The organism is Virgibacillus ihumii (genome assembly GCF_902726655.1).
GTDB classification, from domain to species: Bacteria; Bacillota; Bacilli; order Bacillales; family Amphibacillaceae; genus Lentibacillus; species Lentibacillus ihumii.
Genome location: NZ_CACVAN010000001.1, coordinates 3,646,233 through 3,661,852, shown reverse-complemented (window position 1 = coordinate 3,661,852; position 15,620 = coordinate 3,646,233). Strand labels below are relative to the sequence as shown.

Below are 15,620 nucleotides of genomic sequence, written 5' to 3'. Positions count from 1 at the left end.
TACTATTAAAATTTTTAAATTGGTATTGGACAAATAGATCACAAATTGTGAAAATATGCTTAAATTTGTACCTTCGCACAGAGAAAGAGCATCGCACCTGAATAGGCACCATGCTCCTGCAGCAATTATTTACCCTGCTGTGTTTTCTTTTCTTTCCGTATATTATACTTCCAGGCCTCATCCTCATCCATCATTTTCTTGGCAGCGTAAATCGTCAGAAACTGAATGACAATAATTGGTATGCCCATGAGACCTGACAGCACTTCAAGCGGAGCAAGACCGCCAATACGCATCAGAATCAGTGCTATTACGGTAATAACTGCTGCAACAATAATACGCAATGCCCGGGACGGCTCTGCTTTACTCATATTGCGTGTTCCTGTATAGGAAGCAATTGTATACGTTGTCGAATCCAGTGTTGTCGTCAGGAAAATTGTCGCAACAATAATAAATACGCTGATTGCCAACCATGAGAGCGGCAATGTCGATAATATCTGCGGAATGGCTGTCATCGCATCATCTTTAATAATATCCAGGACAGGAACTTCGCCGGTCAAATACCGGTGGACACCCAGACCGCCAAGGACACCGGTTGAGAGCCAGGAAATAAGGGTTGGCGCCAGTAAGTACGTCAATATCATTTCCCGGATTGTTCTTCCTTTGGATATTTTTGCCGCAAACACACTGTGCAGCATTGCCCATGTTGCACTGTAGGCAAACCAGAACACAGTATAGCTGACAATATGTGTCGAACCATTTAAATCAAGTGAATTTGTATAAATCGAAAAATCAAGGTAATGCGAAAACAGGAAACCGACACTATCAGTGAAATAATTTAAAATGAAAATTCCCGGTCCGGCCACAAGTACGAATACAGCAAAACCGGCTGCAGCATACATATTAAACGTACTCAGTTTTTTAATCCCTTTTTCAATACCGAGATATGCGCTTAGCGAGAACAGCATTACCCAGACAACTGTCACAATCAATGTCAACCCGAACGACAACTCGAGATTAAACAAGTATGCAATATTGTACGTGACAATCGGTGCCCCAAGACCAAGTGTAACGGCAGCACCTGATAAAATACTGACCAGGAAAATTATATCCAGTACTTTTCCCCCGGCACCATCAGTAAATTTATCGCCAAAAATAACCCGGCATGCTTCGGAAATCCGCATGAACGGCTTTTTCCGGACGTGTAAAATATATCCCATTGCCGGTGCAGCCATTACAAATATCGCAAACACCTGAAAACTCCATAAAAACATGCTGTATGAGTTTCCCCACATTAATGCCTGGGTTGAGCCAGGTTCGACTCCAAATGGAGGATCCGCAGCAACTTTGGACCACTGCAGCATCCCGGTCCGCATAATGGTGGAACCAAGCCCCATCGCAATCAGAATTGAAGAATACTCAAACAAATTAAAACGCGGTTTCTCAGTCGGGTCACCAAGGACGACATTCCCATACTTGGAAAATGACAGATAGACCCCGGCAGCAACCAGAATAATGGCGTACCATATATAACCCCACTTGAAATTGTCAACAATTGTATTAAAAATACTGTTCAACAACTCCAGCGACTTCTCCTCATACAAGGAAAATGGGATAGCAATTGCGATAACAATCAGCAAGGATGGGACAAAAATTTTATAATCAATCATACCTTTCTTGTTCATTTCCTCGCTACTCTTACTCATAATAATCCTCCAATAAACCTGATTTTATAACAACTCATTTCTTCAAATGTATGTACCACAAACAATTTTTTATAAACTTGCTGAAAACAATGACAAATTGAAGAAGGAAAACTGGAGAAAATGGAAGGTGTAGAAGAAGCTAAAAGTCTTATTCAACTCCGGCAAAGTGAAATCTCCATATAGTAAAGAAGACCAGCGGAGATACAAAACACAATCGAAAAGTTTGGATATCCGATTGTAAGCTAAACAGTCCGGACAGCTCGCAATGGCTGCCCAGCTAATTTTTCAGCAGATTTTAAGCTTGCCACTTCCATCCATTTCAATGAATAAGTTATGATTCACCTGGATCCGCACAGGATGAACTTCTGAATCCTTGTCAGAAAAAATCCACCGTCTTTCCGATGGTCCCAATAATAAAAAGGCACCTTCTTCTGCTTCACCCATGAAATTAAGGCTGTTCGCATCTACAGATTCATTCTCTCGAACCGGAACGCCCCGTTCGATAATTTTTCCCGCAATTCCTATCACATCATTTACAGTCAGACTCATTTCACTGATATTCAAAACATCATTTACTGTGAACGTTGCAGCGCCAGAATTGGGGTAACTCTTTCGAGCGATAAATTCCACGATGTTCCCGCCAGGATCAAAAAAATAGATGGATTTTGAATTCAAAAATTCAAAATGTGCTTCATCATCACCGCCTTCCGTATTAAGCTCCATTTTTTCAAAAGCCCATTCTTTCGCCTGCCGAAAGAGGTTGTATGAAATATTTAAAGCAAAATGATAGTATGGCTCACTATCCAGGTTATTTTCCCGGAACTCAAGCACACTCTCCCCTGCTTTCAGTTCAAATCCCTTCTCATCCTTATTAAGCAGTTCAAATCCTAAATTTTCTACATAAAAATCTTTCATCTTCTCTAGGTGATTGCTGTACATTGTAACTTTATTTATCTTCATAACGCTCCACCCCCTCTACTTCTCTTTTGTTAGAATTAGTGACGGTTCCAACCCTTCGCTGTTGCGCATAGATTGGAAAAACTTTCGCCATCTGAATGTTTGTCATCTCATAGCCCATTTTCTTGTACAGTTCAAAAGCACGATCGTTATGAGCAAATACATGCAATGCTATTTTCTGAATACCATGTTGTTCAGCGTACCTATCAAGCTCCTGCATCGCAGCTTTTCCCAGACCCTTTCCTTGTTGATTGTCATCAAGCCTGATGTCGTAAATAAATGCATCGTTACCGTGCAGAGTCGGTCGCACATTTAACCAAAGAACCCCTATTGGCTCATCATCATTGCACACAGAAAAAAGAAAATGTCCTTTTGTTTCCAAACCATCCGGCAGCGTCTGCTCCAACTGCTTTTTTGCTTTATCAACAGCCTCATGTTCACTCCAGTTTCCGGCCTTCACATGTTCACCTGCATAGTCCACTGCCATCCTATCCGAATATTGGCTGAACTTTTCTTCACTCATCGGTTTAAATTCAATCGTCATATGTAAAACTCCCCCTTCTTTAGTCAAAAATATCCCCAATCCAGATCGGATCCAGGGGATGTTTTATCTTTGGTGTTTGGTCTAATGTAGATTTTATTATAACATAACTTTTTTGAAAAATATGAAACCTATTTAAGCATCAGCTCTACAAATAAACGTCCTCCACTTACCATGAAGCGGAGGACATGTTTACACCTATTGTTTTGGTGAAGAAGGGGTAGAAATATTGGACAGTGCTTGTCCGGCTTTGCTGTCATTTTGAGAATCTGCAGCAAGGTCACCTAAAGCAACCATCCCGACTACCTGACCGTTTTCAACAACCGGCAATCGACGTATCTGGTGCTCTGCCATGATTTGCGAAGCCTGTTGAGCATCCATTCCCGGGTCGGCCTGAACTACCTGCTGAGAAGACATCACCTGAGAAACAGGTGTATTTCCATCTCTGCCCTCTGCAGTTGTACGGAGTGTAATATCGCGGTCAGTCAACATTCCAGTGACTTGCCCGCTGCTGTTTACTACCGGAAGTGACCCGACATTTTTAGAGCTCATAATCTCGGCCGCTTCCTGAATGGATTGTGACTCACTGACTGTCGCTACATTTTGTGTCATGATATTTCCAATTTGCTGGTTCATTATAAACCTCCCCTTTCATGACATAGGTTTGGATAATACATGTCATTTATGTAAGGGAATTATTGCAAAAAAGTGTCTGACACCTTTATCGGATAATATTCTTCCTCTCCCAATGTCAGTGCCGTATCAATTCTATAGGTCAACATACCTTTTCCATAAATAAAATGACTATACCTGGATATACTAACCAACACATAATGGATGAATGTGGAAAGGTGGGATAATGATGAGTGATGAAGAAAAATCAGATGACAAAATATCGCGGCGTAAATTCATACGAAACTCGAGCTATGTTGCCGGTGGTGCAATCGGCGGTGGGGTTCTGGGTGCGTTTCTTGGCACTAATTTTCTTGATGATGAAACGGCAACCAAATCGAATAAAAATAATACAACCAATTATAACCGGGCATTAATGTTCTTTACCAGACAAGCCGATTTCCAAATACTCAGTGCAGCTGCTGAACGAATTTACCCGAAAGACGAAATTGGGCCTGGAGCGATTGAACTTGGTGCCCCATACTTTATCGACCATGAACTGGCAGGAGCCTATGGCAATAATGACAGGGAGTATATGAAAGGCCCATTTTTTGAAGGAACTGACTATCAGGGTTATCAGACTCCATTGAAACGCAGTGCTGTGTTCATGGTGGGAATAAGAGAGCTTGAGAATCAAAGTAAATCCAAACACAATAAATCCTTCGTTGATCTGGAAGGTGAACAACAGGACGAAATACTGAAGAAGTTTGAGAATGATGAGGTTAAATTAAAACATGTCAGCTCTGCATACTTTTTTGATTTACTGCGCTCGGCGACCATCTCAGGAACGTACGCAGATCCGCTATACGGCGGTAATGCTGACATGGACGGATGGAGAATGAAAGATTTTCCCGGAAGCCAAATGAGCTACATTAACCGGATTGGCAGTGAAAAATTCATTGATATTAAACCAAAATCGTTGGGAGATCATTATTCATAAAGCAGCCACATTAGGAGGATTTCGATGGTAAAAAAAATGGACAAAGTTGATGTCGTAACAGTAGGCGTCGGCTGGGCAGGCGGTATCATTGCCGCAGAGATTGCCAAAGCGGGTAAAAAAATTGTTGGTCTGGAGCGGGGTGATGACAGATCTACAGAGGACTTTCAGATGGTGCATGATGAATACCGCTATGCTATCCGTTATGAGTTAATGCAGGACCTTTCCCAGGAAACAGTCACATTCCGGAATCACATCGACGAACGTGCATTGCCAATGCGTCAGTTCGGTGCATTTCTGATTGGGACTGGTGTCGGTGGCGCCGGTGTCCATTGGAACGGGGATACATGGTTTTTTTCGCCGTATGATTTTCAAATTAAAACGATGACCGATAAAAAATACGGAAAGAATAAACTTCCGAAAGAATATACACTGCAAGATTGGGGCATCACGTACGATGAATTGGCACCGTACTATCACAAGTTTGAAAAAATGGCCGGAACAAGCGGTGAATTAAACCCGCTCAGACCCGAGCGGAAGGAAAAATATCCAACTCCGCCAATGAAGAACACCCCCATACTTGAAAAATATATGCAAGCAGCCAAAAATCTGGGACTGCACCCATTCCGGCAGCCATCCGCGAATATTTCAGAACAGTATACGAACCCGGATGGTCAGACATTAAACCAATGTCAGTATTGCGGATTTTGTGAAAAGTTCGGTTGTGAGTACGGAGCAAAATCCGACCCGACTGTAACTGTAATCCCGACCGCTCAGAAAACGGGAAACTTTGAGCTTAGAACAAATTCCTATGTAACCGGAATCACCCATGATGGAAATAAGGCGACAGGTGTCAGATATGTCGATGTCCAGACAGGTGAAGAATTCGAGCAGCCGGCAGATGTGGTTGTTTTAACAAGCTACACGTTGAATAATTGCCGCTTGCTGTTAAACTCCAACCTTGGCCGTCCATATAATCCGAAAAACGGACAAGGGGTCATCGGAAAAAATTACTGTTACCAGATTACTGCCGTCGCAACCGGGTTTTTTAAAGACAGGTTTAATGCTGCAATGGGCGCCGGTGCGCTCGGAACTACACTTGATGACTACAATAATGACAACTTTGATCATTCCGATCTGGACTTTATCCACGGCGGTTCAATTACAATGAAACAACTGGGAAAAAGACCAATTAATGAAAACGGAGCACCGAGCGATACACCACGATGGGGAAAAAAGTTTAAACAGGAATCCATTAAATGGTTTAATCGTTCCATACCAGTTACATCACAAGGTGCCTCGATGCCGCACAAGCACAATTATTTAAGTCTGGACCCGATGTACAAAGACAGTTTCGGAAAACCGTTGCTCCGGATGACATATGACTTTACCGAACAGGATCATGCACTATATGACTATATTACAGCCAGATGTGCGGATATTCTGGAAGAAATGGGCGCCGAGGTTGTTGAACCGAAAGAGCTGACAGAACACTTTAACATTGTCCCTGCTCAGAACGACCATATTACCGGCGGTGTCATTATGGGAGAAGACCCGGAGACATCCGCGCTTAATAACTACTTGCAAATGTGGGATGTCGATAATGTTTTCGTAATCGGAGCATCAGCATTTGCCCATAATGGCGGCTATAACCCGACAGGAACAGTTGGCGCTCTTGCTTACCGGGCAGCAGAAGGTATTTTAAAATACCTGAAAAATAACGGACAGCTGGTTAAACGGAAACAAAATCGTAAAACGGTTTAAACTCCAGCAGGAAAGGAGAATTTCCAATGGGCATTGCAAATATAGGCATTCCCGGACTAATTCTTATCCTGGGAATCACACTGATTATTTTCGGACCAAAAAAACTGCCTGAAATCGGCCGATCCCTGGGACAAACACTCTCGGAATTTAAAAGTTCCACAAATAAACTGATGCGTGACGATGAGGAAGAAACAAAACTGAAGCATTCCACTGAAACAACAAAAAGAGATGAATAGACATTAGCTGAAATGAACTGACACATAACTTCCAGAATCCAGCCGGGAATCAGGTTCCCGGTTTTTCTGCGTCTTTCATTCCTCGTTTACCATCTCCAAAATATGCTATCATTGGCTTATAAACAGATAAGGTACGTGAACCCAATATCCTTCTAAAGAAAGCCTTGGGGTGAATTAAAATGAATCCATCCAAACAATATCGACCCACTGTTTTCATAACAGGTGCATCAGGCGGATTCGGTCTTTTGACAAGTGTCGCCTTAGCAAAATCCGGCTATTTCGTTCTGGCATCGATGCGTGATTTATCAAAGAAGACAAGATTGCTTCAATCAGCACAAGAAAAAAACGTTGCTTCAAACATTTCGTGCATTCAATTGGACGTGACCAAACAGGATGAAATTGACACGGTGATTCCAAAAGTTATTAATCGGTTCGGACATATTGATGTACTCATCAACAATGCCGGATATGCTGCAGGCGGCTTTACTGAAGAAGTGTCACTGGAAGTGTGGCGTCAGCAGTTTGAAACAAATTTTTTTGGTCTTGTTGCTGTGACAAAGGCGGTCCTACCGTACATGCGCAAGCAGCAGCGGGGAACGATTATCAACCTTTCCAGCATCAGCGGCAGAGTGGCACTTCCAGGTCTTAGCCCCTATTCCGCATCCAAACACGCTGTGGAAGGATTCAGTGAGGCTTTACGCCTGGAAATGCTGCCGTTCGGGGTAAATGTCGTATTAATCGAACCCGGTTCCTATCAAACAGATATTTGGGCAAAAGGAATGGATAATTTCACTTCTGACGCTGCATCACCCTATAAAAACAAAAATGAACGATTGTGGAAGGTCGTCAATCATATCGCCAAAACAGCCGGTGACCCTGAAGAAGTCGTCCAAAAGATTGTCGAAGCGGCTCAAGATGACCATCCTGACCTGCGTTATCCAGTTGGGAAAGGGGTAAATAAACAAATACGATTGAAAAATTTACTGCCATGGAAATGGGTCGAGCGGGCAATTTTGAAGAAGATATAAGCTGTACCATCTAAGCTTTTTTCATATGGAGATACAACAAATATTGATATAATAAGAAAAACAATGATTATAAGAGGTTTGATTATGAGAGAATTTAAAGAATTGAAAGCTATTGAAGCGGTGAAAGATTTCATCAACAACCAGTCGCTATCTTTTCTGTATATTACCACCCCCAACTGCAGTGTCTGTCACGGGTTAAAGCCACAGGTTCAGGAGCTGATGGAAAAATATCCGGAAATTGCACTCGGATCAGTTAATGCGCAGGAAGTGGCTGAAATTGCCGGGAAGTATTCTGTCTTTACCGCACCTGTTTTGCTGCTTTTTGTAGACGGAAAAGAATATATCCGTGAAGCGCTTATTGTACATATGGACCTGCTTAAAGAAAAAATGGATAAAGTATATCAGCACATGGCTGGTTAATCCGAAACAAAAAATGATCCCTCATGCGCTTTTTGCCAAAAGGGATTTGTAGTAAAGATAATTATCTTTACTTCACTTTTTTCTCATTTTTAAACATTGTAAGTTTCAAAACAGTCTTCATAAACTCATCGAATGAAGAAAAACGATTACGCTGCTGATTATACCACTTTCGGACTGTTTCAATCAGCCAGAACGGAATCGCATTTCCATCAATTAAATGGTAATGTGCTTCGTATCCTTTTTTTAAATGTTCCCATCGGAAATCATTCCCCGGCTGTATATATTCGGAGACATCAATGATTTTGGCTCGGCCATCCTGCAGTAATATATTCTTTAAATGCATATCACGCGGATTCAACCCTTTTTCACGAACATATTCTCTCGCTCTCTCCACATCCTTCACAACTTGTTCGGGGATATGAATACCTTGCAAAAGGCAGTCAAAGAGTGTAATCCCCTCTTCATAACTTAAAACAAGATATCGATCATTGGCTGCAAAACATACCGGAAAAAAAGATGTATCTCCTAACATATCATAAATATTTTTTTCCGTTTTTATCTTGGATACTTTGTCCTCTGCATAAACTTTAAATGCAAAAGACGGGGCGTAAAGGTGCTGAAAAACAGCAGCATCTGTCCCTACACCAACACACTTCAGTTCTTCCGCATGACCAGATATGGTAACCGGTTTGTTATCCGGATTTGAATAAACGGTAATCTGGGAAAGCGATTCTTGCGCAATGTCCCAGTTATTTTCCATAATGTTGCGCTCCTTCTCTCGGATTAGCTTCACTATTAAGTCATATTATGTTTTCCAACAGGCAATATGCTTAAATTCTCCCATATCATTATTATAACGTAAGAATCCACAGTAAAAATGGAATAAATGTGGAAAAAAAGAGGAATTAACGCATGTTTTTTGTTAATTTACAATTTCCTTCACTCTGCCTACAGTGCCGTTCTCCAGCATAACCTTTATGCCATGCGGATGTGAAGCAGAATTTGTCAATATTTTAGACACCACACCTTCCGTTAACTTTCCGGTCCGCTGATCCTGCTTTTGTACAACACGTACTTTTTGTCCTTGCTTTATATTTTCTCTCCGTGTTCCTGTCATGTTTTTTGTCTCCTTCATTTATTCGTTTTCTTCAATGGAATCCGATGTTGATTCTTCCCAATTAACAAATTGCCAGTACTCTTCTTTTGTCAACTGAACACCCATCCCAACGTTCTTGTTTTCCGTGTATAAATACTATATAATGAAAATATAATATGAAGAAGCAAAGAGAAAGTAAAAAACTTTCCCTTTGCCCGTGGCTTAGCAGAAGACTATCGCTTGGTGGAGCGATGGTCTTTCTTCTTGGTGTATAATGTCAGATTTACCAACGCGGTTACCAATCCAACAATAGCTGCAATTAACACCACAATCTCCATATTTATTCACCCCCTTTCTTTATGGGGGTGATCTTATTATATCATATTTTTGTCAAAAACGAACATGTGTTTGTGTTTTTTGGCAATTTTTTTATAGTTACATTAGAAAATATAACATTTAATAACCATCACCTATTTTATATTGCTTGTATGCGAATGGTGTCATCCTCATTGAGTTTTTAAATTTATCAATGAAATAACTTGTACTGTTAAAACCCACTTGAAAGGCAACTTCTGTAACATTGGATTCTTGTTGCAACAGGCTTAAGCTTTTTTGAATTCGATAATCGATTACATAACGCATTGGGGTTGTTTTTAAATTTCGTTTAAAATACCGGCAGCATTCAGAACGGCTCAATTGACCGGCTTTTGCAATATCGTCCAGCTTAATGTTCTCGGTATAATGTAAATGTATCCAATTGATCATTTGTTTCATTCGTTGATTTTTTAACATTACCGTCTGATCATATTCTAATGGAAAACCGTTCAGGATGATGTTTTTCCAAATTAATGTCAATTGCACGGTGATGTCCATTTCATAGTACGGTAATTTTTGCTGAATCAATTGATTGATTTTTACAATCGCGTGTAAAATCAGTTTCCCCCACGACTTATTGGAATCAATATATAAGCAGGATAAATTGGTTGCCTGAATATAAGGCGATACATAGGTTGTGTAGAGTTCCTGCGACAATACAGAATGGGGTGAAACATTTACACAAATATAGACACAGCCCGATTGATTACCTTCTTCTGCCATGTGCAGACTTCCACTATTTATAAATAACCCGTCACCTTCCCGGACTGCAACGCTCTCTTCATTTATTTGAAAAATTGCTTCACCTTTTACGATAAAAATAAATTGAAGTTCATCATGCCAATGAAGTGGTATATATCCATGTATATTTTGGTTAATCGTGGTCTCGTAGCATGCAATTGGTAACACAGCTGTCCGATGCTGCGTCAGTTCTTTTAAACTCTGATCAATCTCGATATCTTTGACCTGCATATAGCCACCTCAATATAGTTATATTTTTTTATTCAATAAACGTATTATTTTAGCGAATTATCTTTTATTATAACACTATAATTATATTAATGATGGAGGTGACACATGACTATGCCTGCAAGAAGAACTGGACTATTCCTTGTTATAACAGGAGCGACCTTTTGGGGAGTCGGCGGCACCGTTGCTCAAAAACTTTTCCAGGATTACGCCATTGATGTCAATTGGCTCGTCTCAACACGCCTTGTCATTGCTGGTTTGTTACTGTTAACTGTTCAATTTTTTGGAAAAGATCGTTCACAAATTCTCGGAGTCTGGAAAAAAGGAAGAACAGCTGTTCAACTGATTATTTTCGGCTTACTGGGGATGCTCGGAGTCCAATATACATATATGGCATCCATTAACCACGGCAATGCTGCGGTTGCCACATTATTACAATATTTAGCACCCGCAATGATCATCATTTATTTACTGTTACGACGGCAAACGGTCCTGACAAGACGTGATTTGCTGACAGTGTTGCTCGCTTTAACAGGTACCTTTTTCTTATTAACCAACGGCTCCATTTCCGGACTTTCTGTTCCAGCGCCTGGCATCATTTGGGGAGTGTTATCCGGGATAGCCCTGGCATTTTATACATTATATGCCGTACCTTTGCTGAAAGAATACGACTCTCTTGTCATTGTCGGCTGGGCTATGTTCATCGGCGGTCTGGCGTTAAGCGTGATCCACCCGCCCTGGCAAGTGGATGTTGGCAGCCTGACACTTGAAGTCTATGGGTACTTAATATTCGTTATCATCTTCGGAACGATGATTGCATTTTGGTTTTACATCGAAAGTCTACAAAGTCTTTCACCAAAAGAAACAAGCCTGCTGGGCAGTTTAGAGCCGTTGTCAGCTGTATTGACTACCGTTTTCTGGTTAAACGAGTCATTCGGTATTTTCCAATGGGTTGGCACCGCTTGTATTATAGGGATGATTTTTTTATTGGCATTAAATAAAAAGTCTTCCTGATAACATTACTTGCAGAGGAAAATCTGTTTGATGTTTAACACCATATCACAGGACATTCCGACCCTTGCCGTAATGAGGGCCATATTCGACCATGGTGTGTAAACGGATATCCGCGAAAACAGCCCGGATATCCACGGTTTCGCACCGTATATCCACGTTTTTGATTACGATATCCACGAATTCAGAGTAGATATCCGCGATTTGCTCTCGATATGCGAAATCCACGGATAATACATAACAGACAGCTTCTTCAAGCTCCAGTCAGCCCTACTGCTTTTCCACATTCCTGGAATCCTGTCTCCGATACATCGAAATCAACGCAGCGCCAATCGATAGAATCACAAAGAATCCTCCGACTGTTGCATTCTGTTCAACCGACACCTGCTCGATAACCACGCCGCCAATCAATGATCCGAATGCGATGCCAAGGTGCAGGGCCGAGTTATTCAGACTTTGCTGTATGTCTGAGGTTTTCGGTGACAGACTGATCAAATAGGACATTGTAGCCGGAGCAAGTGTCCAGCTCAGCATGCCCCAGATGACGAGAATGAGCAAAAATGCCGTTAATGCAAATGTGGTATACGGGATAGCGAACATTACCATTGTAAACACAACTATCGTTAACATAATCGTCCGTTTCGGCCCTATCGTGTCAGAAAGCGTGCCGCCGACTGCACCGCCGCTCACCGCTGCAATTCCGAAAATCATGTAAATAATACTTACCCAGGTTCCATCTATCCCCATCGTTGTTTTTACAAAAGGAGTCAAATAAGCATACAGAACGGTGTGTCCAGCTATAAACAGAAATGTAATAACCTGTCCAAAAAATATTCTGCGGTTTTTCAACGTTGCCAATTGTTCTCCAATCGGACTGGAGGGCTTCGGCTCGATTCGCTCCATTAAAAAGAATACACCTGCCATGGATAAGACTGTTAATACTGCAATCAGTACGAACGGAGCGCGCCAGCCGAATGCATTTCCCAATACCAGTCCGACAGGTAAGCCCAACACTATCGACGCACTGACACCCATGGACACAATGCCGATTGCCCTGCCGCGGTATTTCGGGTGGACAATGGATGGTGCGATAGTTAGACACAATATAATCAATAGTGATCCACTTAATGCTGAGATGACCCTTCCAATAAACACAACAGTATATGTCGGGCTGAATACTGTTACAATATTTCCCAGTAAAAAGATTACCAGGGAAATTAATGTCAGCCGTTTTCGTTCGATATTGGAGGTGAGAATTAATAGAATCGGTGCACCGACAGCAAAAATCAGTGAGAAAATGGTAATCAGAAAACCTACCTGGCCGAGACTGACACCAAGGTCTTTTGCCATCAGGTCCAATAACCCTCCAATTATTAATTCAACCATTCCCACTACAAATGCAACAATCATTAAAAAGTAAACACGTTTATTCATTCTATGACGCCTTTCAACTCTAGTTTGTTCAAGTTTCAATCGTAAACCCATCTGCTGCAAAAGACAAGCATGTAATTCCAGGGAAAATTCATATCGCTTTCTCTATTACATTATGAATTTTTTGAAAATAATGTTGATAAAAATAGGTAATTTGTTATATTCTGGATATATTCAAGGATATAATTGAAGAAAAAATTATAATACCGCCGAAGTTCTCGTAAAACCTGAAAGGACGATACATATGAAAACAACATACCAATTTTGTCTAACTACAATTGGAATATTAATGCTGGGATCGCTCCCATACCTGCTTTTCGATGAAATGGAATCCATGCGGTCCGTTCTGAAATTAATGGAATCCGGCGTATTGAAAAGTGCCTCTTTTCTTGGCCATGATATTGGTTTTCATCCAGAAAACTATGTAACACATATAGTTGGTACCATTTCGGGCTTATTTCATTTTACGGAAATCAACTATTACTATAATGCTGATTTCCTGCCTCTCTTCCCTGCTTTCTTTTATAAGTTTTTATACTCGATGACCATCTTTTTGTGCGCACTTTTTGCCGGATTACTTATTGCTGTTTTATTCACCTTTCTTATTTTAATGATGCCAGATTGGTTAAAAAAACCAGTTAACTTTGTGTTGTTCGTCATTGAGTCGATACCCGATCTTTTTATTATTCTCATTCTGCAAACCACTATTATTTGGCTGTACATAAGAACAGATATAATGCTTTTCGATATTTTTTCATCCCATGAAGATCCTGCTTATATTTTGCCAATATTATGTCTGGCAATTTTACCAGCAATTTTTCTAATTAAACACCTAGTCCAGCTGTTTGAAGAAGAATCGGACAAGCTTTATGTCGAATTTGCAAGAGGAAAGGGACTAAGAAAAAGTTGGATTTTACTTGTACATATTTTACGAAATACCTTGATCATTTTGTTTTACCAATTCAAGACCATTTTCTGGTTTGCACTTTCAAATCTGCTCATGCTTGAAATCATCTTCAATATGAAAGGTTTCATGAATTTCATGTGGTCCTTTGCGCCAACAACACCGTTTATCCTGACGATCGGTTTATTAATGATATTCATACCTTTCTATTTTGTCTTAGGGTTTGGAAAACTGCTTTTGAGGAAGGGAGGGCTGGTTCATGACAGTGGTGAAAATATTTAAACAACCCCTGGTTCTTATCGGGACGCTGTTTATTCTAACGATACTCTGTATAAGCATTTCTTACAGCTTGTTTGTCGGACCGCCTGATCCACTTGAAACCACATTAGTATACAATGATAACGGAAAACTCATCAGCAAGCATCCGCTACCTCCATCTGAAAAATATCCGATGGGCACAGATCGGGATGGTGTCAGTATGTTGTATAAAATCATTCAAGGAGCGAAATATACCATTGGTTTTGCATTAGTTGTAGCTGTGTGCAGAATGGTATTGGCTATCCTGGCAAGCATTACGTTTGCTACGTTTCTGAAAAAATTACGACCGTCATTTAAAAGCTTGTTTGATTCATTTACATACGCCCCCGCTGCTCTTGTTGTATTTGTTATCGTCTCACCGGTAATTATGATCTACAGCTGGGCATTTACCGATACTGAGAAAATAATTTTCACATTAGCATCGCTGACATTCATCGCGTTACCTGCACTGGCTCTGACCATTAGTGAAGAAATAACGGAAATCGAAAAATATGAATTTATTACATGTGCCCGTTCTTTGGGAAGCAGCCGACTCCAATTATTATTGCGCCATGTAAAACCTTTTCTTTCATCACGATTGTTTATTTTATTTGCGCAACAAATTGTACAGGTGTTTTTGTTGCTGGCCCACCTTGGTATTTTGGGACTGTTCGTTGGAGGAACAAACCTCATAGTAGAGGACACTAGTTTAGAAATCGGAAATCAGTCCGAAATGGTCAGTTCATCCGCTTCCTATGAGTGGTCCGGTTTGATCGCAGCGGCACACGATGTTATTACGATTTACCCATGGATGATTTATTTTCCCGTTATTGCACTGACACTAACAATTCTGGCAATGGTTTTTATTGTCGAAGGACTGAAAAACGTTTTGCTTAAGCAGAAGCCTTCCTCTATAGACCGGAAGAAAGAAAAGCAAGCGACTGTTCAGATTAGTCCTATCAAAACGGAATCATTTAAGTTTTTGCATGATAACAGGAAAGTGATGTGAACTCCCCCATTTTGGGAAAGCGCGCTCCCGTTTGAGGGCTACTCTCTCCCGTTTGAGGGCTACTCTCTCCCGTTTGGAGGCTGTTCTCTCCCATTTGAGGGCTGCTCTCTCCCATTTGAGGGCTGCTCTCTCCCATTTGAGGGCTACTCTCTCCCATTTGAGGGCTACTCTCTCCCATTTGAGGGCTACTCTCTCCCATTTGAGGACGTCTGCCATTTCATTCCCAAATGGCCCGTTCATTTTAAAATCGACCTGCAGTACGTATGGCAT

Annotated in this window: 17 protein-coding genes; 8 read left to right on the top strand and 9 right to left on the bottom strand. The window is 41.0% G+C overall.

What is annotated here, in order from left to right; translation table 11 throughout:
* Window positions 1-125: 125 nt before the first annotated feature.
* From HUX68_RS18155 to HUX68_RS18140, 4 genes are all read right to left on the bottom strand, one after another.
* On the bottom strand, window positions 126-1,703 hold the full coding sequence (locus HUX68_RS18155; RefSeq protein WP_246206715.1) for a BCCT family transporter: 1,578 nt from the start codon (window positions 1,701-1,703) through the stop codon (window positions 126-128).
* 285 nt (window positions 1,704-1,988) lie between these two features.
* Complete coding sequence (locus HUX68_RS18150) at window positions 1,989-2,663, bottom strand: VOC family protein (protein WP_174616111.1); 675 nt, start codon at window positions 2,661-2,663, stop codon at window positions 1,989-1,991.
* Window positions 2,650-3,204, bottom strand: coding sequence for a GNAT family N-acetyltransferase (locus HUX68_RS18145; RefSeq protein ID WP_174616110.1), 555 nt, complete (start codon window positions 3,202-3,204; stop codon window positions 2,650-2,652). Before HUX68_RS18145 ends, HUX68_RS18150 begins: the two co-directional genes overlap by 14 nt.
* Before the next feature lie 195 nt (window positions 3,205-3,399).
* A complete protein-coding gene (locus HUX68_RS18140; RefSeq protein WP_174616109.1) occupies window positions 3,400-3,837 on the bottom strand; it encodes a CBS domain-containing protein in 438 nt (145 codons plus the stop codon).
* A gap of 226 nt (window positions 3,838-4,063) precedes the next feature.
* Here HUX68_RS18140 and HUX68_RS18135 point away from each other — a divergent pair, with 226 nt between their 5' ends.
* The 5 genes from HUX68_RS18135 to HUX68_RS18115 all read left to right on the top strand — a co-directional run bounded on the left by HUX68_RS18135 (window position 4,064) and on the right by HUX68_RS18115 (window position 8,258).
* Window positions 4,064-4,813: a gluconate 2-dehydrogenase subunit 3 family protein gene (locus tag HUX68_RS18135; RefSeq protein ID WP_174616108.1), complete on the top strand. Its 750-nt coding sequence runs from the start codon at window positions 4,064-4,066 to the stop codon at window positions 4,811-4,813.
* A 24-nt stretch (window positions 4,814-4,837) separates the two neighbouring features.
* On the top strand, window positions 4,838-6,574 hold the full coding sequence (locus HUX68_RS18130; RefSeq protein ID WP_174616107.1) for a GMC family oxidoreductase: 1,737 nt from the start codon (window positions 4,838-4,840) through the stop codon (window positions 6,572-6,574).
* Window positions 6,575-6,600: 26 nt separating this feature from the next.
* Window positions 6,601-6,810 (top strand): twin-arginine translocase TatA/TatE family subunit, encoded by a 210-nt coding sequence (gene tatA, locus HUX68_RS18125; protein WP_174616106.1) that lies wholly within the window; start codon window positions 6,601-6,603, stop codon window positions 6,808-6,810.
* 179 nt (window positions 6,811-6,989) lie between these two features.
* Window positions 6,990-7,838: an SDR family oxidoreductase gene (locus HUX68_RS18120; RefSeq protein WP_174616105.1), complete on the top strand. Its 849-nt coding sequence runs from the start codon at window positions 6,990-6,992 to the stop codon at window positions 7,836-7,838.
* 84 nt (window positions 7,839-7,922) lie between these two features.
* Complete coding sequence (locus HUX68_RS18115; protein WP_174616104.1) at window positions 7,923-8,258, top strand: thioredoxin family protein; 336 nt, start codon at window positions 7,923-7,925, stop codon at window positions 8,256-8,258.
* A 67-nt stretch (window positions 8,259-8,325) separates the two neighbouring features.
* Here the strand turns inward: HUX68_RS18115 and HUX68_RS18110 are convergent, their stop codons facing one another.
* From HUX68_RS18110 to HUX68_RS18100, 3 genes are all read right to left on the bottom strand, one after another.
* Entirely contained in the window at window positions 8,326-9,018 is a 693-nt protein-coding gene (locus HUX68_RS18110) for a serine/threonine protein kinase (protein WP_174616103.1), read from the bottom strand.
* 162 nt (window positions 9,019-9,180) lie between these two features.
* A complete protein-coding gene (locus HUX68_RS18105; RefSeq protein WP_174616102.1) occupies window positions 9,181-9,375 on the bottom strand; it encodes a YwbE family protein in 195 nt (64 codons plus the stop codon).
* A gap of 435 nt (window positions 9,376-9,810) precedes the next feature.
* Entirely contained in the window at window positions 9,811-10,701 is an 891-nt protein-coding gene (locus HUX68_RS18100; RefSeq protein WP_174616101.1) for an AraC family transcriptional regulator, read from the bottom strand.
* Window positions 10,702-10,806: 105 nt separating this feature from the next.
* On the opposite strand from HUX68_RS18100, the gene HUX68_RS18095 reads away from it, so the two are divergent.
* Window positions 10,807-11,712 carry an EamA family transporter gene (locus tag HUX68_RS18095; protein WP_174616100.1) on the top strand — a complete coding sequence of 302 codons (906 nt, stop codon included), beginning with the start codon at window positions 10,807-10,809 and terminating at the stop codon, window positions 11,710-11,712.
* A gap of 267 nt (window positions 11,713-11,979) precedes the next feature.
* On the opposite strand, the gene HUX68_RS18090 is transcribed toward HUX68_RS18095, so the two are convergent.
* The gene (locus HUX68_RS18090; RefSeq protein ID WP_174616099.1) at window positions 11,980-13,143 is read right to left on the bottom strand and encodes an MFS transporter; all 1,164 of its coding nucleotides are present in this window, start codon (window positions 13,141-13,143) and stop codon (window positions 11,980-11,982) included.
* Between the two features lie 241 nt (window positions 13,144-13,384).
* Here HUX68_RS18090 and HUX68_RS18085 point away from each other — a divergent pair, with 241 nt between their 5' ends.
* A complete protein-coding gene (locus HUX68_RS18085) occupies window positions 13,385-14,326 on the top strand; it encodes an ABC transporter permease subunit (RefSeq protein ID WP_174616098.1) in 942 nt (313 codons plus the stop codon).
* Window positions 14,304-15,350: an ABC transporter permease gene (locus HUX68_RS18080; RefSeq protein ID WP_174616097.1), complete on the top strand. Its 1,047-nt coding sequence runs from the start codon at window positions 14,304-14,306 to the stop codon at window positions 15,348-15,350. The genes HUX68_RS18085 and HUX68_RS18080 overlap by 23 nt, the downstream gene beginning before the upstream one ends.
* On the opposite strand, the gene HUX68_RS18075 is transcribed toward HUX68_RS18080, so the two are convergent.
* Entirely contained in the window at window positions 15,312-15,620 is a 309-nt protein-coding gene (locus HUX68_RS18075) for a hypothetical protein (RefSeq protein WP_174616096.1), read from the bottom strand. The genes HUX68_RS18080 and HUX68_RS18075 overlap by 39 nt on opposite strands.